Annotated in this window: 14 protein-coding genes; 4 read left to right on the top strand and 10 right to left on the bottom strand. The window is 51.7% G+C overall.

The window, feature by feature from the left end; all coding sequences use genetic code 11:
• Nucleotides 1-32 precede the first annotated feature (32 nt).
• From AK95_RS17395 to AK95_RS17415, 5 genes are all read right to left on the bottom strand, one after another.
• Complete coding sequence (locus AK95_RS17395) at nucleotides 33-2,969, bottom strand: family 10 glycosylhydrolase (RefSeq protein ID WP_071221171.1); 2,937 nt, start codon at nucleotides 2,967-2,969, stop codon at nucleotides 33-35.
• Between the two features lie 334 nt (nucleotides 2,970-3,303).
• On the bottom strand, nucleotides 3,304-4,299 hold the full coding sequence (locus AK95_RS17400) for a Gfo/Idh/MocA family protein (protein ID WP_071221172.1): 996 nt from the start codon (nucleotides 4,297-4,299) through the stop codon (nucleotides 3,304-3,306).
• Nucleotides 4,300-4,337: 38 nt separating this feature from the next.
• The gene (locus AK95_RS17405; protein WP_071221173.1) at nucleotides 4,338-4,664 is read right to left on the bottom strand and encodes an antibiotic biosynthesis monooxygenase family protein; all 327 of its coding nucleotides are present in this window, start codon (nucleotides 4,662-4,664) and stop codon (nucleotides 4,338-4,340) included.
• Between the two features lie 230 nt (nucleotides 4,665-4,894).
• Nucleotides 4,895-11,002: a phosphodiester glycosidase family protein gene (locus tag AK95_RS17410; RefSeq protein ID WP_071221592.1), complete on the bottom strand. Its 6,108-nt coding sequence runs from the start codon at nucleotides 11,000-11,002 to the stop codon at nucleotides 4,895-4,897.
• A gap of 478 nt (nucleotides 11,003-11,480) precedes the next feature.
• A complete protein-coding gene (locus AK95_RS17415; RefSeq protein WP_071221593.1) occupies nucleotides 11,481-12,575 on the bottom strand; it encodes a CapA family protein in 1,095 nt (364 codons plus the stop codon).
• Nucleotides 12,576-12,910: 335 nt separating this feature from the next.
• On the opposite strand from AK95_RS17415, the gene chrS reads away from it, so the two are divergent.
• From chrS to AK95_RS17435, 4 genes are all read left to right on the top strand, one after another.
• Nucleotides 12,911-13,393 carry a chromate efflux transcriptional regulator ChrS gene (gene chrS, locus AK95_RS17420; RefSeq protein ID WP_071221174.1) on the top strand — a complete coding sequence of 161 codons (483 nt, stop codon included), beginning with the start codon at nucleotides 12,911-12,913 and terminating at the stop codon, nucleotides 13,391-13,393.
• Nucleotides 13,394-13,444: 51 nt separating this feature from the next.
• A complete protein-coding gene (gene chrB, locus AK95_RS17425) occupies nucleotides 13,445-14,014 on the top strand; it encodes a chromate efflux transporter ChrB (protein WP_071221594.1) in 570 nt (189 codons plus the stop codon).
• Nucleotides 14,014-14,556 (top strand): chromate efflux transporter ChrA, encoded by a 543-nt coding sequence (gene chrA, locus AK95_RS17430; RefSeq protein ID WP_071221175.1) that lies wholly within the window; start codon nucleotides 14,014-14,016, stop codon nucleotides 14,554-14,556. The genes chrB and chrA overlap by 1 nt, the downstream gene beginning before the upstream one ends.
• Nucleotides 14,557-14,735: 179 nt before the next feature.
• Nucleotides 14,736-15,284 carry a hypothetical protein gene (locus tag AK95_RS17435; RefSeq protein WP_071221176.1) on the top strand — a complete coding sequence of 183 codons (549 nt, stop codon included), beginning with the start codon at nucleotides 14,736-14,738 and terminating at the stop codon, nucleotides 15,282-15,284.
• Between the two features lie 631 nt (nucleotides 15,285-15,915).
• On the opposite strand, the gene AK95_RS17440 is transcribed toward AK95_RS17435, so the two are convergent.
• The 5 genes from AK95_RS17440 to AK95_RS17460 form a co-directional block, all read right to left on the bottom strand.
• Nucleotides 15,916-16,275 (bottom strand): Rieske (2Fe-2S) protein, encoded by a 360-nt coding sequence (locus AK95_RS17440; protein ID WP_071221177.1) that lies wholly within the window; start codon nucleotides 16,273-16,275, stop codon nucleotides 15,916-15,918.
• A gap of 477 nt (nucleotides 16,276-16,752) precedes the next feature.
• On the bottom strand, nucleotides 16,753-17,808 hold the full coding sequence (locus tag AK95_RS17445) for an amidohydrolase family protein (protein ID WP_071221595.1): 1,056 nt from the start codon (nucleotides 17,806-17,808) through the stop codon (nucleotides 16,753-16,755).
• Between the two features lie 27 nt (nucleotides 17,809-17,835).
• Nucleotides 17,836-19,386, bottom strand: coding sequence for an ABC transporter substrate-binding protein (locus AK95_RS17450; RefSeq protein ID WP_071221178.1), 1,551 nt, complete (start codon nucleotides 19,384-19,386; stop codon nucleotides 17,836-17,838).
• A gap of 65 nt (nucleotides 19,387-19,451) precedes the next feature.
• Nucleotides 19,452-20,312 carry a carbohydrate ABC transporter permease gene (locus AK95_RS17455; RefSeq protein WP_071221179.1) on the bottom strand — a complete coding sequence of 287 codons (861 nt, stop codon included), beginning with the start codon at nucleotides 20,310-20,312 and terminating at the stop codon, nucleotides 19,452-19,454.
• A 12-nt stretch (nucleotides 20,313-20,324) separates the two neighbouring features.
• The gene (locus AK95_RS17460; RefSeq protein WP_071221180.1) at nucleotides 20,325-21,245 is read right to left on the bottom strand and encodes an ABC transporter permease; all 921 of its coding nucleotides are present in this window, start codon (nucleotides 21,243-21,245) and stop codon (nucleotides 20,325-20,327) included.
• Nucleotides 21,246-21,334 lie beyond the last annotated feature (89 nt).

The raw sequence follows: 21,334 nt of genomic DNA on the forward strand, positions 1-21,334 counted from the left end.
GTAAACCAACCGTTAACAGTAAGGATGTAAACTCACGGTTTGTTCGGTTTCCCCGGTGGGTTCACCGGAGGCTTTCCAGGCTTACCATGATGTTTCACATTCACCGTGACCGGTTTGCTTGCGGCACTCTCGTTATGCAGACGATCGACAGCCGTCAAAACATACGTGTAAGTTTGTCCCTCCGCTGCGGTATGATCAACAAAGAATTGCGTCTTATCGGCGGTTTTTCGGAGAGTTCCTAACAAATGCGACGGATCTTGAACACTGCCGGTGCCTCTTCCATCAAAACGATAGACCGCATAATACGTCTCCTCATCTGTCGACTTCCAGCTTAGCTTCACACCATCCTGCTCGTGATCAGCCTTGGGCTTCTTGGGCGCTGTCGGCGCTTCCGAATCGATCCAAGGCATCGCCGGAATCAATGCCGGATATCGATACAGATCGTTCTTCAGTCTGTCGGTAAATCCGAGCGCATTATCCTTAAACCATTTGGAACTGAAGTACATGCTGCCCCGGACTTCCTCAAAGTTGCGGTTGTAATGGATCTGGTTCGGCATCTCTTCGGGATTGGACCAATCGGCATTCGACCCGATTTTGTATACGGCTTGCCCGCTGTATAGATGAACATTCTTGCCGGACACAATCCCGCTCCACCAATCGATCAGCTTATCGTAAGCGGCGGCGGAATAACCGATATTCCAATAAATCTGAGGCGTGATATAATCGATCCACTCTTCTTCAACCCATTTCTTCGAGTCGGCATAGATGGCATTGTAACTCTCGAGACCATTGGTTTCAGAGCCGGTCGGATCGCTGGATTTATTTTTCCAGATACCAAACGGGCTGATGCCGAATTTCACGTAGCTCTTCTCGGCCTTGATAGCTTCGTTCACCTTCTGAATGAATTGATTGACGTTATTTCTTCTCCAGTCGCCCTTATTCGTATAAGAGCCTTTGTACTGGTTAAATGTATCCGTATCCGGGAAATCCACGCCGGTTACGGGATACGGGTAGAAGTAATCGTCAAAATGCACAGCGTCGATGTCGTAATTCCGAACGACCTCCATAATCCCGTCGATGATAAACTGCTGTGCCTCCGGTATCCCCGGGTTGAAATACAGCTTGCCGCCATAAACTTCGACCCACTCCGGATGCTGCCTGGCCGGGTGGTCTGCCACAAGTTTGTTAACATCTCCTTGAAGACTGATGCGGTATGGATTAAACCAGGCATGAAACTCCATGTTCCGCTTGTGGACTTCCTCCAGCAGGAATGCCAGCGGATCGTACCCCGGATCCTTGCCCTGAACTCCCGTCAGCCATTCTGACCATGGCCCGTAGTTGGACGGGTAGAATGCATCCGCCGTCGGCTTGATCTGCATAATGACCGCGTTCATTCCCGCATCCTCCAGCTGATCAAGCAGGCTGATAAATTGCTGTTTCTGCTGATCCGGATCGGTGACTCCTTTGGCGGGCCAGTCAATATTGTCGACGGTTGCAATCCACGCCGCTCTCATCTCGGCTTTCGGATGCTCCGAAGCTTTATTCACCGTAATGTAAAGTGAGCTGGTCTTTCCTTGGAATGTGGCTGTTACTCTAGCGGAACCTATCTTCAAGCCGGATACCACTCCTTTATCATCGACAGCGGCTACACTCGGATTACTGCTGGTAAACGTAACACCTTCCGTTATGATCACCGGCTCCTCCATCCAGGAGTAGGTTGCGGACACCGCCGTCTCGAAGGAGTCTCCAACCGTAACCGCTGTAAGACCTTGAAGTTCGATGCTCTGCAGAACCGGAACCGGGTCCGTCACCGTAATGGCATGCTGTGCGGTTACTCCGCGGTACATTGCTGTAATGTCTGCCGTTCCCGCAGAAACTGCGGTCAATTGACCAGCTTGATCTACCGATACAACGCCCGGTTGATCGCTTGCATAACTAATTTCTTCAGTCAGCCATACAGGATCCGTCTGGTTTCCGTAGACGGAGTAAACCACACTGGTTCTCATTTTTCCGGTAAGACTGGTCTCCATATGCAGTGGCCCGGATAACAGCAATTCTTCAGGGGCTGGCACATCCTGCGTAATATGAAGCTCATACTGAGATTGTGGTGCATCTCCGTATTCAGCCGTTATGGTTACCGTTCCCGGCGCCAATGCTTTAATGGTGTCGTATGTAGCGCCTGTCACCGTAGCGATGTTGTCGTCACTGCTGGTGAGTTTCACGCCGGTTGTTAATAATGCAGGTTCCGTTTGTCCTTCATAGGTTGCATATACTTGGGGTTTCACCGTTTCTCCAACGCCCATGGGCGTCAGCCCGCCAATGTCGAGTCCGTACACCTGGGAACCCGTATAGAATGCCGACAGCCTGTCGAAGTACACGGTGCCTTTGTTTTTATTCGTATCTTTTAATTCGGTGATATAGATTTGATTCACTTTGAGAGGAGCCTTGATGGTAGAGGGAACGTTAAATTTGACGTATTTCCAGCCCTTCCAGCTAAAACCGGAGGTAGACGTTAAATCCACGGCATGCTTGCCGCCGGAAGAATCCTGAAGCTGGGCCCGGAGCCAGTGGTTCCCGCCATCGCCGTAAACCCATAAGCCGAGGGCAGTCGGTGAACCGGGGACGCTTCTGCCGGTAGAACCGTCCGGGTCTTTGAAGTTGAGATATGCTGCCGAGGTGCCGGATTCGCTGCCCACAAAATCATAAGTTAGAGCTGCAGCGTGATGTCCGTAATAGATTGGCTCCGGCCTCCCCACTACATCCAGCTGGGCCTTCCCCCTTGCAGAGGATGCGGACAAATTTGTTACCGATTCAAAATCTTCCATAACGACCGCCCCTGGTTCTCCGGTGCTTGCGTACTCATCAACGGAATAACCCCAAGCATAAACAGCCGAGCTGAACATCACGGCTAACGCCAGCGTCACGGATAGGATCGACTTACTTCGATAGACACGCCTTTTGATTATCATTCACGAATTCACTCCCTTTAGTATGAGTGCTTGCTATCCAAACTGAAGTCCAATTCCAAGCGAAATCGGCTGCAGCTCACCTCCTGTCGATCTGCTGGAGTAGATGATCATGATGGTTTGTACATACATGTTCATCTCTATCTCTATCATATTGAAATTTTATTTCAAATATCAATAGTTTTAATAAAATATAATTTTATAAATCAGGCAGGAATTTAAGCTGCCCATGACGTAGCAAACACAAAAAAGAAGCCAACACGGGACAATCCCCCGTATTGGCTTCATAATTCATTCAGTTCACATATTCCAAAAGGTCGATAATCAGCGTCAACGCTTAATCTTCCGAAGGATACTTCAGGCCCCACTGCCCCCGGATCTGATCCAGCAGCCTCATAATCGCAAGCGACTCATCAAGCGGCATCACGTCGCTCTCCAGCCGCCCTTCCAACAGACACTGCCCCACTTCGTAAGCCTCGAAGCTATACCCTTTTTCCTGACGATCATCCGTAACAACCACCGGTTCCTCGCCATCAACATGAAGCGAAGCGGATGTTGCATTCAGGAAGGACGGAATGTGAATATACCCGTTTGTGCCATAAATATAAGCTTCATTCGTCAATCCTAGCCGGATCGCCCCGTTTAACGAAGCAGTCTTCCCGGATTCATAAGATAGAATAACCGAGAACTGCTCATCGACGCCCGTTTCGCCGATATGCGCGGTACTCCATATCTTCTCCGGCTCGGTTCCAAAAATCATGGATGCAAACGATACCGGATAAATACCCGCATCCAGCAGCGCGCCGCCGCCAAGCTCCAAATTCAGCAAACGGCCCTGCGGATTCCAGCCGCTCCGAAAACCAAAATCGGCCTTCAGGAGCCGAACGTCGCCGATAAGTCCAGCGTTCAGCCATTCGCGCACCTGCCGGATCGGCGTAAGGAAACGCGTCCACATGGCCTCCATCAGGAACAGCTTCTGCTCCCGTGCAGCCGCCACTAATTCCTCCAGTTCATCCCCGTTAATCGTAAAGGGTTTCTCGCACAGGACGGCTTTGCCGGCCTGAAGACACATTAAGGCATGCTCCCGGTGCAGCGGATGCGGGGTCGCTATGTACACAACATCGACGTCGGGATCTCTCACGAGCTCCTCGTAACTGCCATAAGCCTGTGGTATATCATACTTGGACGCAAACTCACCTGCACTGCTCGCCGTACGTGAGCCTACGGCCACAAACTGAGCATTCTCCACATACGCCAGATCGGCTGCGAACTGCTCCGCAATCCAGCCTGTCCCCATGATTCCCCATCTGATCTTGCCCGGATTCTGCTTCATCATTACTCCTCCTCATCCTCTTCCTTGATTGGCCTTGCCTAAAGCTTGTAGAAGCTATCCCTCTCCACCTTGCAAATTCGCAAGCCAAAGCTTTCATACCACTCGTTCTTGCCCCGTTCCTGCGCTACCTGATGTGCGGCATTCTCCTTCCATAAACGAATGGCCTCCAAGGAATCCCAGTACGATACCGTGATCCCGAGTCCCTCATCCCGGGCAGACTCCACCCCCAAATAGCCGGGCTGCTGCGCTGCGAGCTCTACCATTTTATCGGCCATCGCCCCATAACCCCGGTCACCCTCTGTACGCTTGGACACAAAAATGCAGGCATAATACGGCGGCTTCGGCGTGTTCGCGTATTCCGTCATCCTCTTTCCCTCTTCCCGGTTACCAGATTAGCCATTACTCCGATTTACATTCACTCATTGACCATGTAATCATTATATCGGAACTTCCGCCATTCTTTAACCTGTAAGAAAAATGTCTTTCGACCTATATGCCATGAAGATAGACCGCGGTTAGTTTTAAAAAAAGAAACCGCCTCTCTCCACTGTGATGGTCTACAGGAGAAGAGAAGCGGTATTATGACTTCTAGAATTTACTTCAGCTTATTCAGCAGATTATAAATGACCTGCGCGCTTTCCGCACGCGTGGTCAGGCCTTCCGGTTCAAAGCGGCTCGGCGTATGACCCTGAACAAAACCGAGGGCATGCGCCGTTTCTACCGCTTCCCGAACCCAGTCCGGGGACTCGGCGAGATCAGTAAATCCGCTTCCCGCGCTGATGCTCTCCTGCTGCAGTTTCATCGCGTGGGCATAAGCACGCACCAGCATCGCCGCCATTTCCTGGCGCTTGATCGGTGCGTCGGGAGTAAAGCGGTCTTTGCTGGTTCCGTTCACGATGCCGGACTGGGCAGCTGCTGACACGGCCTTGGCGTACCATTTGCTTGAAGCTACATCGGCAAACGGCGCAGGTCCTTCCGCCTTAAGATCCAGCAGACGAACCAGCATCGCGGCAAATTCAGCCCGGGTCACTTGCTGGGCCGGTGCGAAGCGGTCAGCGCTGACGCCTTCGATGAGCTGCTTCGCAGCCAAATCGCCGATCACCTCCGCGGCCCAGAATGAAGATGGAACATCCGCAAAGGTTTTCTCGTAATCCAGCAAACCGTAAGCGCTGAAATGGCGGATTCCCGCGGCCACGCGGCCGTCTTTGTTTACATCGCCAATATACTCCAGCTCTCCGTTGCCTGATAAATAGTACATGGAGATTCTTTTGCCATTAGTATCTGAAGATATCGGCAGTTCCAGCGTGATCGGACGATCGAATTCAGTTAAGCTGTGGACTTTGCCATCCGCTGTCGTCAGTTTAAGCTCGAACTCCTGCATGGCTCCGGCTGCTGTCAGCTTCGCACCGGAGACGCGGGCAGCTTGCGCGATTCGCTGCTTCATCTCGGTCTCCGTTAATGTGGTGGCACTCAGTTTTATCGTGCCCTTCTCCAGCTGGCCAGCATCTGCAAGATCACCCAGCTGACGAAGCACTTCGGCCGGGATCGTTAGGGACAAATTCTTCGCTTCGATTCGTACGAAACCGTCCTTAATAAGATTAGAGGCATTCCCTGGCAGCGTAATATCCGTAAAGCTTCCATCCACCGACAAGGTTACTTGCCCGTTCGACAGCTTAGCTGCAAGCTCGCTGGCCGATAAGGTGATGCTGCCTGACGGTGGTGTCACCGGCGGCGTTACTGGTGGTATTACCGGTGGTGTTACCGGTGGTGTTACCGGTGGCTGCACGGGCGGGTCTACCGGCGGGTCTACCGGCGGCTCCGGTCCCGGATCAGGATTCCCCCCGCCACGGGCGATTACCTTCAAATCGTACTCCGATTTGAACCCTTCGTAGGTTGCCGAAATGACGGTCGCCCCTGCTGCCAAAGCCCGTACCGAGCCCTGTTCATCAATGGAAGCTACGTCCGGCTTACTGCTCGCATAGGTAATGCCTTCGATTAAACGGATACGGCTGCCGTCGGTATATACCGCCTCTGTTACCGTCTGATCGTCGCCCCCGACTTTCAGCTCGGATTTGCCGCTTAGGCGTATCGATTCGATGCTGCCGTTCGGGATTCGGTCTACCGTAATACTCACGTCTGTATAGACATCCGGTGCCGCCGTGCTGGTCGCTCTGACTACGGCATTGCCCAACCCTCGAGCCGTCACGATGCCGTCTGCGGACACGCTGACGACGTCATTCGACGGTTCAGAATGGTATACGGACCACACAACGGTTCGCTCCGCACCGCTCGGCTTCACATCAGCCAGTAACTTTTGACTCTCGCCTACAGCTAGCGTCAGCTGGTTTGGAGTTACTTCAATCCGCTGCGGCTCCGGCTTCGTATCCGATTTCGTCAGCGTAAACTCGTCCACGACGCGTCCGCCAACCGTTTTGGTTACGAAATGAAGCTCGTCTCCCTTCACTTCCACGGAGGCATACATTTGAGTCTTTTCTTCATCGACCACCTCATGCCAGCCCCGCTCCGTGTGGGAGTAGAATTTAGGACCTGACGATCCCGCCACGACGTAGGTCGTGCCCTTCCCTTCCGCGGCAATCTGGTTGTTCATCATCGGGTAGGAACGAATATAAATATGATCATGTCCGTTTAATACGAGATCCACGCCGAATTCCTCCAGCACCGGCGCCCACAGGCTGCGTACCTCAGCGGAATCATAAATGCTGCCGTAAGGTCCGCGGTGGAACATCACGATGGTCCAATTCTTGTCATTGCTAGCCAGATCCTGCTGGAGCCACTTTTTCTGCTCCTCCAGCTGATACTCGCTGTTCAGCATAATGAAATGAACGTCCTTGTAATCAAAAGAGAAGTTGGTTCCCTTCAGGCTGTCCAAGCCATTGCCCGGCTGGTTAAAGTGAGCCAGGAAATCCCCGTTCTCCTTATTCCCCATCACTTCATGGTTGCCGATGGCCGACACTAACGTTGTATTCAGGAAATGCTTCTGGGCTTCATCGAACCAATAGTTCCACTGCTCCTCCAGGAAGCCTTTGTCCACCATATCCCCGGCATGGACCATGAATTCGGCGTCCGGATGCTCTGCTGCGGCCTTATCGATCGTATTCCCCCACAGCTCGAACTCTTTTGCGGTGGATGCCTGGGAATCCGCAAAATACAAGAATTTCGTTGTGTCTCCCGCGAGCTCTGTCGTTTTAAACGAGCCTTGGGCACTGTAATGGCCTTGGCCGTCACCCACACGGTACACATATTCTGTGCCCGGCTCAAGGCCAGATGCCGTCGCTTTATGGACGCGGACCGTGCCGAGATCCAAAGTATGGTACAGCTCGCTGGCACCATTGAACTTCTGGACGTTCGGCGCATCGAAATCCGTAAATTCGGACCGCTTGGCCAATTCCACAACGGTCCCATCCGTTGCCGGGTCCGTGTGCCAGTTCAGCATCCGCGTCGTAGTTGGATCTTCGCCCATACCTACGCTGATGTTGAACGGTGTCGGGCTTCCAGCCAGCGGCGAAATCTTAAACTCCAAGGCCGGACTGTATTGATTGCCTTTCACGGCCTGCACGGTATACGTCTTGACCTGGGACGTCAGCGCCCCGGTCTTCAGGATACCCGCCGCATCCGTTGTGCCTACCGCTGCCGCGTCAGCCATGATCTGCACGCCTTCCACAGGCTGACCTTGGGCATCGGTCACTTTAAATTCGGTTTCATAACCCTGTACCGTTCCCTCCTCATTCCAGCTCAGCGCATAATGCGCTGCGATCTGCGATTCGATCGGAAGACCGTAGAACGAAAATTCGGTATTGCCCGTATCGGTGAAGGATACCGACCCGGACGTGAGCGCTATGATGCTGCTGCCGGTTGCGTTCTTTTTCACGTCATACCGGATTTGGCCGATCCAATCCGTATCCTGCAGGGATGCGGTATGGATGTCCTTCCAGGTTATCCTCACCTTTCCTGTCGTAGCGTCAATGCTCGCGCTAACCTGGGATGGGCTCAGCTTGTTCCCCGGTATGAGCTCCAGATTCTCCACTTTGGCAGGATCGAATTGGAAATCGACATGACCACTGCGAATTTGGGATGTCTTCACACCGCCGATATCCAGCGTGTAACTACCGCCAACATAGATTGTATCCGGCGTATTGTATACCACTTTGGCTGCACCGGTATTTACGGTGAAGTTCCATTCATGGGTCGTTTGGTTGCCCGACAGATCACGGACGGTGACTTTCGCCTGATGAACGCCATCGGCGAGTGGAACATTCGGCGTGTAATGGATTCTTCCTTCCGGCGGATACAGGGTATGCTGCACCAGACTTCCATCCAGATAGAATCGGATTTTGTCCGGATCGATCAGCGTCGTTCCCGGGTGTGCGACAGGATCATAGCCTGCATCCTCGGCATACACCGTTATGGTCGGCGTGTTCTCTGTAATCTCCGCACCGTCAGCTGGCGAAAATCTCTTCAGAACCGGCGGATCGATATCGTCATTGGCCGGACCGTACAATGCGCGAATTTCGTCCACGTAGATGGCTCCGGCGTCTTTTTTCGCGTTATTTGTTTCCATATATCGTACAGGTGCGTCCATCACCAGCGGAAGGGTTCTTCCTTTGGGTACGGACGCCTCGAGATATTTCCATCCCTTAAAGTCGACGCCGGTTGTCTGATCGGTAAAATCAAGCCCGATTGTGCCTTTGCTGTCACGCAGTTGGGCACGTAGCCAGTGCGTGTTGCCATCCCCGTACACCCACATGCTGATCTTCTCGGGATAGCCCGGAATTTCGATATAATCCGCGGTTCCTGTCGTCTCCAGATAAGCGCCGGAGGTGCCTGTCGTTCCGGTAAAATCATACTCCAGCTTCAAGGCGCCATTCCCGGAACGAATATAGGTCTCATCGGTTTCAATGGATACCTGGGTCGACTTGAACCGCGCACCTGCGCTTGGTTTATAACGGCTAAGGCCGTTCTCGAAATCCTCGAGCATCACCGGCGGAAGCCCGACGTTCACTTCGATTGAAGTCTCGATTTGACCGTACTTCACGAAGATTTTGCCGCTGACGTCCTGTTTGTCCGTAGCGGTAAACGTTCCGTTGCCGTCAATCGTCCCGATATCGCCTTCGGTACGCCACTCCAAACGGCTATTGTCGGCCTGTACCACTTGACCATTGCGAAGCGCCGTGACCTTGAGCGTCTCGGTCGAGCCGGAGGAGAAGGTCTTCACGGCGTCGGAGAACTTGAGCTCGGTCAGCTCATCGACGACTTCCAATGCGGCTTTACCCGTCAGATTACCGGATTGTACGGATACCTCGGTCAATCCAGGTTGGTTGCCTGCCTTAAACGTCCCGCTGGCGTCGATTGTCCCATAGGCTGGGTCAACGCTCCAAACCGCGGCCTCCGTCATTTTCGCCGGATGCAGATTCTGATCCACGGCCGCCGTTTTGAAGGTAGCGGATGAACCGGTCAGCACTCTCTCAAGCGTGGGTGCTACAACGAGTTTATTCGCCGCTCCTTCAGGCGCCTTGTTCACCAGCAAAATACCGTTGGCCGTTTTGCGTTCCCCGCCGTCCGACGGCGAGTTGAGCACCTTGCGCTCCGTTTCTCCCGGTAAGCGGGCAACGAAGGTAGCCGAACCGCCTCCGTCCAGATTCAGTGCGTTCACTACGCCAAGCTCCTGCAGCATTTCACCAAGCTCGATGTAATTAAGTCCTTCACTGAACCCAGGCTGGCGGCCATCAACCTCAAACAGCACGACAGAGCCGTCCGCTTTGGTGCCCACCACCGTTCTCGGGTGTACAGCCGGATCGGTATGCTGCTGCACGACGCCATCCTTGACCAGCATTACGGTGCCGCCAATCGCCATCGTGACGTCCTGCCATTCGTTATCCAGCTGAAAACTCGCCGTCACTTCATCCCCTGCCTTCAGCCCGGCAAGCTTGCTCCGCTGCGAGCCCGAAGCGGACAGAACCACTTGACTTTGGCCAATCGGCGAGTTCCCCTGATCCTTAAGAACGGAAGCCACCTTCATCGTCAAGGTCTCCCCGCTGGCGACCCTGCCGCTCACGATATCCAGAATCACTTCGTCTCCCAGAGTATTGGTCATCGTGGTGGCATTGAATTTTTCGGTATAAAGAACAAGTGCGTCCGTCCCTCTTAGACGGTTGATAGAGGACAGGCTGCTGACCGTTCCGCCTATCGTCACGTTTTTCGTTAATTTCGGACTGCCGTAAAGGCTCGTCCCGTCCTGCTTAATACCAAAGGCGTTCCGGCCGCTGGGCGGGTCGGTCAACAACTCCCCGTCCCCCATAAACAATCCGAGCGGAATTCCGGTGGACATGTCATAGAAATCTCCGTTTACCGCGGCGATGACGCGATTGCCTGCCCTGTCGGCATCGGACGCCATTTTGCTGACTCCCTGCATGCCGTATACCTTGCCGTCCGTGAGACCCGGCTGAAGCTCCAGATTTCCTTGCGATGGATCAAACTCCACCATATGGACCTTCTGCTCGCCGCTGCCTTTTTGCATATTCGCCCACGTGTATGTAGCCCCCGGCCCGATCTCCATCTGCCGCATATCAATGACCGATGCAGCGGCGGCCGCTGGGTCGGCAGCAGCTTGTCCTGCGGGAAACAGCAGCGATAGAAACATCACACCGCTGAGCAGCGATGATATTCTCTTTTTGCTCCTTAACATGTACATGAATTCCTCCTTCTCTATGCTTGGACTCTGGTTCCTCTCGGTTGTAAGTCCGCTCATGAACGAAAGACCTACTCGGGAGTATAGCGCTCGCTTGTTAATTCCACCTCCAATCTGTGTTAAGACGAAGTTAACTCTGCCGGTATCGGCTTTACATTCAGTCATTAGCTGGAAGGGCTGCAAAAAAGTATGCTGCCGATCCGTATTCTCCGCTTCCGACGAACGAAATTAACCCGTCTTCTTCCCTTCATCATATTGAAATTTTATTTTAAAATACAATATATTTTATAAAATTTTATTTTATTTTTTTAGCAGGAATTTCCGGTCGGATGACGTAAGCGGAGCTTTTGTCGAATGCGGGGAATGAAAACAAACGCCTTGCTGCCAATTTCCGACTTATTTTTAAGGTGAGCTTCCAAAAGCACACAAAAAAACAACCGCAGCATATAGCCCCAGTTGCTTTCAACATTCCCAATTATTTTTTGCTGACGTTGCCGTTGGCATCAATCTTTGCATTGTAGGAGAGTTTGTTCAGTTTCGCGATGATCTCTTTGTTGTACTTCTTGTCCATCAGATTCGGTTGGCCTTGAATAATCTTCACCGGCGTAATCCGGCTCGTGATCTTGGAGCCTTGAATCTCAACATGCACCATCATCGACAGCAAGGTTTTGTCCCCGCCCCGGGTCGAGCGGTTGAACACGAAGTTGCCGAGTGAATAATAAATCGGCTTGTTCTTGTAATATTCGATGCCCATCAACGTATGACTGTGCGATCCGATTATGATGTCGGCCCCGGCGTCAATCATTTTCTTCGCCATCGTGCGCGCATATTCTTCCGGATAGTCAGCGAACTCCTCGTTCCAGTGGATGTACACGATTGTGTAATCGTTGGTCTTTGCCGATTTCTTGATATGGGTCAGCATCGGCTCCATCGTGTAGGCGGAAGCAGCGCCCGGATGGTTCTTGCCCGCGATCCAGGAATTGTCCGACAGCACCCGGCTGACGCCCAGCACCGCAATTTTCTTTCCGTCAATGTTCTTCACGTAAGGCTGGAAGGCCTCGTCAATATTGCGCCCGGCTCCCGTGTACCCGATCTTCTGACGCTTCAGATGGGTAATCGTATCCAGCATGGCCTGCTGGCCATAGTCCAGGATGTGGTTGTTCGCCAGCGTTACGCCGTCGATTCCCGCGTATACCAGGCCCTTGAGCGTGTCCGGCTTCGAACGGAAGGCAAAGGTTTTATCGGCTGCCTTACCGCGAATGGAGACCGGCGTCTCCAGGTTGGCAAACGCCATATCCGCTTTTTTCAAGATGGGGGCTACCTTCTTAAAAGGATATAGGTTCCCGAATCTATCAATCTGGTTCCCCACGTATCCGTCTAACAGAATGTCACCTGCAAAAACAAGATCTATCGGTTTACTCTTCGACTTGGCCTGAGTGGTTGTGCCCGCTTTATTATTAGTCTCCTGGACTTTGCTCTGAGTCTCTTTTCCATCCGTGCCTGCCGCCGAAACGACGCTGACCGGGAGAAGCATAACGATAACCAAAATGAGGCAAAATAATCTCTTCATCTCCATGCCGCCTTTCCAAATAAGAACTTCTAAGAAGCTAGTCATTTACCATATTTATCCTATCATAAATTGATAGAAAAGGGTATTTATATCAAACAAACCATTTAATAGAATCCTAATCTGGATGCTAACCAGTCAGCCCTTCCAGCACTACCCATAGCCTTAGACTTGAAATGCGGAGAAAAAGTTTCAATTTTCGCAAATTATATTGAAAACATCGCAACTTGCTTATATATTTAAACGTATCGTAATTGAAATCTTAATTTTAATTACGTTTCGTAATATTTAGATGAGGTAAGTCTTACATATAAGTAAAACAAAAGGAGCTGCAACCCATGAATATTCACGCTGCCGGCGAGAACTCATCTCCCATGATTGATGATACGGACCGCAAAATCATTGCGATCCTCGGCAAGAACGGGCGAATCTCGTACACGGATTTGGCCAAGGAGATCGGATTGTCCCGTGTTGCCATACAGGCCAGGGTCAATGCGCTGCTCGATGACGGCGTCATTGAGCGCTTCGCGGCCGTCATTAATCCGGAGAAAGTGGGGATTTCGGTGTCCGCTTTTTTTAATGTGGAGGTGGAGCCCAAATATTTGCAGCAGGTGGCGGACACATTGGAGAACGAGCCGTATGTAACAAGTCTGTATCATATGACCGGTCCCAGTAAGCTGCATATGCACGGACTTTTTACCGATCATAAGGAAATGGAAATGTTTTTAAATGAGAAGCTTTATCCGCTCCCGGGCATTACGAGTGTGGACACGCAGATTTTAATCAAGCGTTATAAAAGCCGAATGGGCATCAGACTGTAGCCTCACGGAGAAAGGACTCATACCTTGAGCAGTAAAAATAGCAATCCATTCATGGAATTAACGTTCGGCATGTTCCGAACCGGGATACTCGGCTACGGCGGCGGGCCTTCGGTTATTCCGTTGATCCGTCACGAGGCCGTCGTTCGTTACCACTGGCTCAGCGACGATGAATTTGGGGAGGTGCTCGCGCTGGCCAACGCGCTCCCGGGCCCGATTGCCACGAAGATGGCCGCCTATCTTGGTTACCGAAAAAAAGGAGTGCTTGGCGCGGTGGTCGCGGTTCTTGCGCATATCCTCCCGACCTGCATCGCGATGATCGCGCTGCTGTCGGCCGTGACATTCCTCAGCAGCTCCAAAGTGGTGGCGGGGATGATTGCCGGCGTTACGCCGGTCATTGCCGTCATGCTGGGCACGATGGCTTACGAATTTGGCGAGAAGGCTGTAAAGGGGCTAGGCATCTATGCCGGGATTGGATTTTTCATGGTGTCGTTTCTCCTGCTGGAGCGTTTCCAGCTCCATCCGGCCCTCGTCATTATGCTGTTCCTTGCTTATGGCACCGTGCATTTTAGAACCGTAGCCAAACTCAAAAAACAAAGACGGGATAAGGAGGGGTCCGCCTGATGGAAGAATGGCTTCAGCTGCTGGTCAGCTTTTTTGTCTCCAACGTGCTCGGGTATGGCGGCGGCCCTGCTTCGATCCCGCTCATGTATAAGGAAATCGTCACGAATCACGGCTGGCTGACCGACCCGGAATTCTCCAACATGCTTGCCCTTGGCAACGCGCTTCCCGGGCCGATCGCCACCAAAATTGCCGCTTTTGTCGGGTACGGGGTATCCGGCTGGATGGGCATGACCCTCGCCCTCGCGGCGACGATCATCCCTTCCGCGGTAGCGCTCATCTGGCTGCTGAATCTGCTGCAGAAATACCGCACGTCGCCCGTAGTCAAAGGCATGACCCTGCTGGTTCAGCCGGTCATCGCCATCATGATGTTGACTCTGACGTGGCAGATCGGCCAAAGCTCCGTCATCTCCATCGGCCTCCTGCAATCCCTCGGCATCGCCGCCGTCGCCTTCTGGGCCATGAACATTCGCAAGATCCACCCGGCATTGGTGATCCTGGCCGCGTTTGCTTACGGGGGCTTGGTGTTGTCGCAGGTGGTGTGAGGGGGGATTCTTTTTCAGTAAATTTATTTACACTCACTAATAGATTATCTAAAGAGAAGGCTACGGAATACCGTAGTCTTTTATTTTATTTCAACCTGGTATTGTATTCGAAAGGATAAATCGGTTGAGCATGGTAAAACTAGGATAAACATTCTAGGTCTGGAGGGAATAAAAAGAAGATGAAGAAGATCACATTAGCCCTAATGTGTGTCCTGCTTTCATTTGGATTAGCGCAGTCGGCGTTTGCAGATGAGCAAGTTTTGCACCAGCTCAGTAAAGACACTGATTTTGTTATTTATGCGCCTCAACTGCCGAAGACCGATTGGAAACTGGACATTCCAGTGCCTTATCCGTATAAACCCGGCGAGAAAAAAATTACCTTTACCAGATTTAGTTACTTTGATATGTCTGGATCCATTTATTTAATGGGAGTCGAACAACATAAAGCGTACGGTTACAGGTTCACTCAGTCCATTACAAACATAGATATCAAAAATAACACCAGCTCAACTAAACAAAAAGAGCGTACATTTACATTTGATTCTAGGGGCGAACTGGTCACATGGGATGATGTCGAAGCGCGATTTGAGTCATGGGCCACTAAAGAACAGAATGGCGGTTTTCTAAAATGGATTCAAGATAATACTTACATTGAAATGAGCAGCGTCGTTTTGACTAAGGAACAAATGATTGAAGTCGCCAGATCTATGAAGCCGGTTGAACATTAGTGTATTTCATTCTTAAGAGGAGCACCCAATATGCTAGCGTAAACTTGTTTCGGACAACAGTAACCCGTTCGAAACAATCGCTATGACCAAAAGAGCGAGTATGAGGGGCTCACTCCCACCATACTCGCCCTTTTTTCAATCGAGAGCCATCCAAGCCGTCACCGGACTACGCACCGTACCTATGACCCACTTAGACGAACAGTGCAATGAGCAGCAGGTCACTGTGAACCGGACGTCCAAAAATATGATCGCCATATGGTCAACAGCCATCCAAGCATGCCCCGAACCACGAATCGTGCGCACGATGTACAAATATCATTCCATATGTCCCTAAGTCCTCTTGCTCTATGGTCGTGAGGACTTTCTAACGGACTCAGAATACCTTATTTTGTACAAAATAGCCCTTTGGGTAGCTTTAGCGGACACAGAGGACCTTATTTGCTGTTTTTATTGGTATTGGCACCCGTAATTCGCACAATAGCGGATCTGGAGTCCGGTACATTGTAAAAAATCGAGTTTTGATCTTAAATAACGGATCTAGGGTCCGTTAAAAGTTGACACAAGTAACTTGAGTGCCCATGGGTAGTAATGTACCTTCAGCCCCATGAATTACATCCCTTCATTTCCCCGCCTATTTCCTCCCCATCACCACCCCAATCCTGCCCTCTTGGACCTCCACCTTATACTTCTTCACCCGGATGCGGTCGCTAAACAGCGACTTGCCGGTCTGCAGGTCAAACTCCCATCCATGCCAGGGACAGCGGACAATTTCGCCTGCCCGGCCGTATTCGTAGTCGTATACCTCCGAAGGAAGCGTCGTACCGGAGACCAGTCCTGCGCAGATTGGCGCCCCCTGATGCGGGCAGTAGTTCAGAATCGCGTGATACTCGCCGTTGACCTGATAGATGCCGATTTCGCGTCCCTCTATGTTCACGACCGCGTGCCCGCCCTCCGGAACGTCCTCCTCCGCCAGCACGTAATGTACCGCCATATATGCCACCTCCTTGCCTATGCGCCCAGCTTTGTAGGGTTTGGCTTTGAGTTTGCTTTGAGTTTGCTTTGAGTTTGCTTTGACTTTGGTTCATCTTTAGTTCAACTTTGTTTTGCCTTTGTTTTCGCCCTTCTTCTTTCGCCTTTGGTTCAACTTTGTTTTTATGTTTTCGAACTTCTTCTTTCGCCTCTGGTTCAACTTTGCTTTGAATTTAGTTCACCTTTGTTTTCGACGTTTTTTCGCCTTTCTTTCAACTTTGGTTTCGACTTTCTCTCTACTTTGGTTTCGACTTTCTCTCGCCTATGGTTCGTCTTTCGTTTTTCTCTGGCTCATCTTTCGTTTGTCTTTCGTTTGTCTCTGGCTCATCTTTGGTCCGTCTTTGGTCTGACCTTGCTTTACCCATAACCCCAGCTTCAATTATTCAAGCAAGCTTTCATACGGATACCGTGCATCCATTTATCCATTTATCCGTTCCGCTCAAGCCAACCTGTACAACTGCTTCGCATTCTCATAAAAAATTTTTCGCCGCGCCTCCGGCTTCAGGCCCCGTAAAATATGGCCAGGCGAGTCGAAGTCCCAGTGCGGGTAATCGCTGGAATAGAGCAGCATGTTCTCCGCATCGATCATATTGAAGAGATCGATGAGATGCTGCGGGTTGTCGGGCTCCTCAATCGGCTGCGTCGATAAGTAGCAATGCTCCCGAATATACTCGCTTGGCATTTTCGTTAACCAGGGAACGGTTGCGCGCAGCGCTTTATAATTTTTATCCAGCCGCCACATCAGGCCCGGCAGCCAAGCGACTCCGCCTTCAACCAGAACCACCTTCAGGTTCGGATACTTCACGAACACGCCCTCGCATACCATGCTCACCAGATGTGCCATAAACATCTGGGAGAGGCAGGTGTGCCACTCAATGTAGCGGGTCGGGTAACCGGCTGCGGTGGGAGCGGTCGAGCTGCCGCCTCCCTCAGCTCCCGGATGGATTGCGAGCGGCAGCCCGTTACGCTCCGCCGCTTCGTAGATCGGGTGATAGAAGCGCTGCCCCAGCGGCGAACGCGCCGCACTGGAGATCATCACCTCCACGATATCCGGGTGCCCGCCGATGCGGTCGATCTCGCGTGCCGCCAGCAGCGGATCCTGGGTAGCGACCGCCATTGCGCCTTTGAACGCTTTATGTTTACCGAGCCACTCGGCTATCAGGTAATCGTTATAGGCCGAGCATATGGCTGCCGCGTAATCCGGATCATGCGTTGACGAAATGTTGTAGACGACCCCCGTCAGCACGGCATAATCCAGATTGTAGCCTTCGATCAGCTGCTTGATCATATAATCGGGATCGGAGCCGGCTTTGCCTCCCCCCGGAGGGATCGAGTCTTTTTTCATCACGCCGATCGGCGAGTAATAACCCGAGCCGGCATAGCCGATACCAGAGGCGGCCACCCGCGAGCGCCAGGGCTCCTGCAGATAAGGAAGCAGTGCCCTGTCATCCTGTTCATTATGAACATCGACATCGATGATTTTGTAGTCGTCCATGTCCCATTCCTCCATCTCCATTACAGATTACTTCCCGCCATACGTGCGCGTATATGCGTTGTTATACATGGCAAGGAGTTCGTCGGAGCCGAGTTTCTTGGCCTGGTCAATAAATTGCTGGTAGGTTGTATCATTAATCGGTGTTTTGCCTGTTACAAACTCCGTCACCTTCTGCTCAAGGAATTTATTCAGATTGTTCAGCTTCGATTTCTCAAGCTCCAGCTCCTCTTCCGTCTTAACGATCTGCTTAGGTGCCGGGACGATATACTGCTCATACCGTGCATTGATATCCTTGCTCTTCTCGCTTAAGCCGCGCTCCCATACTTCGCGGGACTTGGCATTGTTCAGCGTAATCAGGTCATACCAGACGCCCCAGTCCTTGCGAAGCGCATTAAACGGAGACTCTCCGAATTCCTTGTTGTATACCGCCTTGCCGTCCTCCATCGTATACGTCTTGCCCTCGATGCCCAGGGACAGATAATTCGTCCCCTCTTCGCTGACTAAATAATCGAGGAATTGAACCGCCCGCTCCTTATCCTTCACTTTCGCGGAGATCGCTCTGCCGACGGTGCCGACAACCGGACGGGAAAACTGATAGTTCTTAATTCCTTCGGCTGCAAAGGAAGGAATCGCGTCCAGCTCATACTCGGCCGTACCGGCACCCCGTGCCTTGGCAACCAAGGATTCCAAATCCGCCTTCCAGAAAAACGTAACCAGGGATTTGCCGGTCAATATACGCTCCTCCCACTGCGCTTGCGTCAGCAGCGAGAATTCCGGATCCAGCAATTTTTCTGCGTACAGCTTATTCAGAAACACCAGCATATCCTGATAATTCTCATGATAAGGAGCGAACCCGTACTGATCCGTTGTCGGATCCAGATTGTAGAAGCCGCTGATACCGGTGAAGATTCGTCCGAATGTTGTATACAGCCCTGTATCCCCAACAATGGCGTTCGAGATCAGCGGATATGAATCCGGCACCTTTTCTTTGAGTGTTTTTAAATATTGATAAAATTCATCCACCGTGGTCGGAGCCTGTATCCCGTGCTGATCCATGATGTCCTTGCGGGCATACCATATAAAGTTGAAGCCCTTGCCCTCCGCGTCCCCTTCCAGGACAGGTACGGTGTATAATCCTCCATCCGTGCCCGTTGCCAGCGCCTTGGCTTCAGGGTATTTCTCGTAAAATGCTTTAAGATTCGGAGCCTTATCCAGATAGTCATTCAAATTCAAGAACACCTTCTCCGGCCCGTGCTCCCTGCCGTCCTGCGTTGGTACCTGGATAAAGTCGGTAGCAGTGTTCGTCGCGATCATAATTTGTCTCTTCTCTTCAAGACCTTCCTGGCTTACGATCTGGAACTCAACCTTAACGCCCGTCTTGGCCTCAATTTCTTTGAATATTTCCCAATCATCCCGTACCTTGCCCTCCACCCGATCATAGACCAGCCACGAGAATGTAACCGGATTGTCCGGACTTAACGTGCCCGTATCCTTCTTGTCTCCGCTTGTGCAGCCTGTAACGAGCATTACGCAGAGCAGTAGAATCGTGAGCGCCATTCTGAACCCCGTTCGCTTCATTCCATAACCTCCCCTTTTCTAACTCAGCATTTTGCAAAATTCGATCTCGTTCGCAGCTTATTGGATTACCCCTTGATCCCCCCAATCATCGTGCCCTGTACAAAATACTTCTGGATGAACGGATAGACGCACAGAATCGGCAGTGTACCAATCATAATCATGGCGTACTTCAAGGTTTCCAAATGGGTCAGGTCCCCTTCGCCCTGCACATTTGTACCGGCGATCAGGATGTTGCGCATCATAATTTGCAGCGGGTACATATCGCGGTCATTCAGATAGATCAAAGCGCTGAAGAAGGAGTTCCATTGATTCACGGCCGTGAACAGGCCGATCGTGACCATCACGGGCACGGATAACGGCAGCACGATCCGTACCAGAATCTGCAGGGATCCGCACCCGTCGATGGCAGCCGCGTCCTCGAGCTCCTCCGGCAGCGCCTCGAAGAATGTCCGCATAATGAACAAATACCATGTGCTGATCAGGGAAGGGAGGACGATCGCCCAGATCGTGTCGAGCATCCCCAGCTTCTGAACGATCAGGAAGGTTGGAATCATGCCGCCACTGAAGAGAAGCGTGAAAGCCGCCATCAGCAGAATCACCCTCCGACCCGGCAGCCAGCGCTTCGCAAGCGGGTATGCCATCGCAGACGTTGCAATCAGGGTTAATACCGTATGGACAAATGTATAGCGGATCGTATTCCAATAGCTCACCCAAAGATCCGGATTGTAGATGAGCTGCTCATAAGCGATCAGCGTAATCTTCTTCGGCCAGAGCAGGACAGCACCGCTCGCTACCATGGCATTGTTGCTGATCGATGCCGAAAATACATACACCATCGGATAGGCCATCACGATGACAAGCACAAGCATGAACACCACATTCAATACATCAAACACCTTCGAGGCCAAGCTTTCCTGCTTCTTCATCACACACCTCCCTTACCACAGGCTGGTCTCTGAATATTTGCGTACGATCCGATTCGCCGCAACGACCAGAATGAAGCCAATCGCGGATTGGAACAGGCCCACCGCTGTTGCGAAGCTGAAATCGGCATCAAGAATCCCCCGCCTATAGACAAAGGTGTTAATGACATCCGAGGTTTCGTAATTCATCGTGTTGTAGATCAAGAGTATTTTCTCGAAGCTGGCCTCCATGAAACTACCGAGCGACAGCACGAACAGAATAATCATGACCGGCACCATGCCGATGAACGTAATATGCCGGACCTGCTGCCAGCGGTTCGCCCCATCCATCTTGGCCGCTTCGTACAGCGTTGGATCGATTCCGGCAATCGCTGCCAGATAGAGAATGGTGCCCCAGCCCACCTTCTGCCAGATCTCGGAGCCGACATAGACTGTACGGAACCACTCCGGCATACCTAGAAACATAATGGGCTCGATGCCAAACATCTTGACGAGCAGATGATTGACAACTCCGGTTGTCGGCGAAAGAAAGGTAACGAGTATGCCCGCGATAACGACGGTGGAGAGGAAATGCGGCATATAGCTGATGTTTTGCACAAATCGTTTGAACCATTTGCCCTTCAGTTCATGGAACAGGACCGCCAGAATAATTGGAGCAGGAAAATGAAACAGGAGGTCGTACACATTCAGCATGATCGTGTTGCGAATCAGCTTCCATGCATCGGGAGTAACGTAGAAGAATTCAATCAAATGCTTCAGTCCGACAAACTCGCTTCCCAGAATGCCCCGGCCGATCGAATAGTCCTGGAAGGCGATGATAATGCCATACATCGGCGCGTACTTGAATATCAAGTAGTACAAAATGCCGGGCAGCATCAGCAAGTACAGCGCTTTATGCTTTTTCAGAACATACCCGATCCGCGATAGCTGCGCCAATCATCCCCACCTCCAATTCTGTTTAAGATGAACGAAAGAATCTTAGCCTGAGCATCTCCACGATTGCGGAGATTCGTTGTTGTCCCCAC

This window comes from Paenibacillus sp. LC231 (assembly GCF_001860525.1).
GTDB lineage: Bacteria > Bacillota > Bacilli > Paenibacillales > Paenibacillaceae > Paenibacillus_AQ.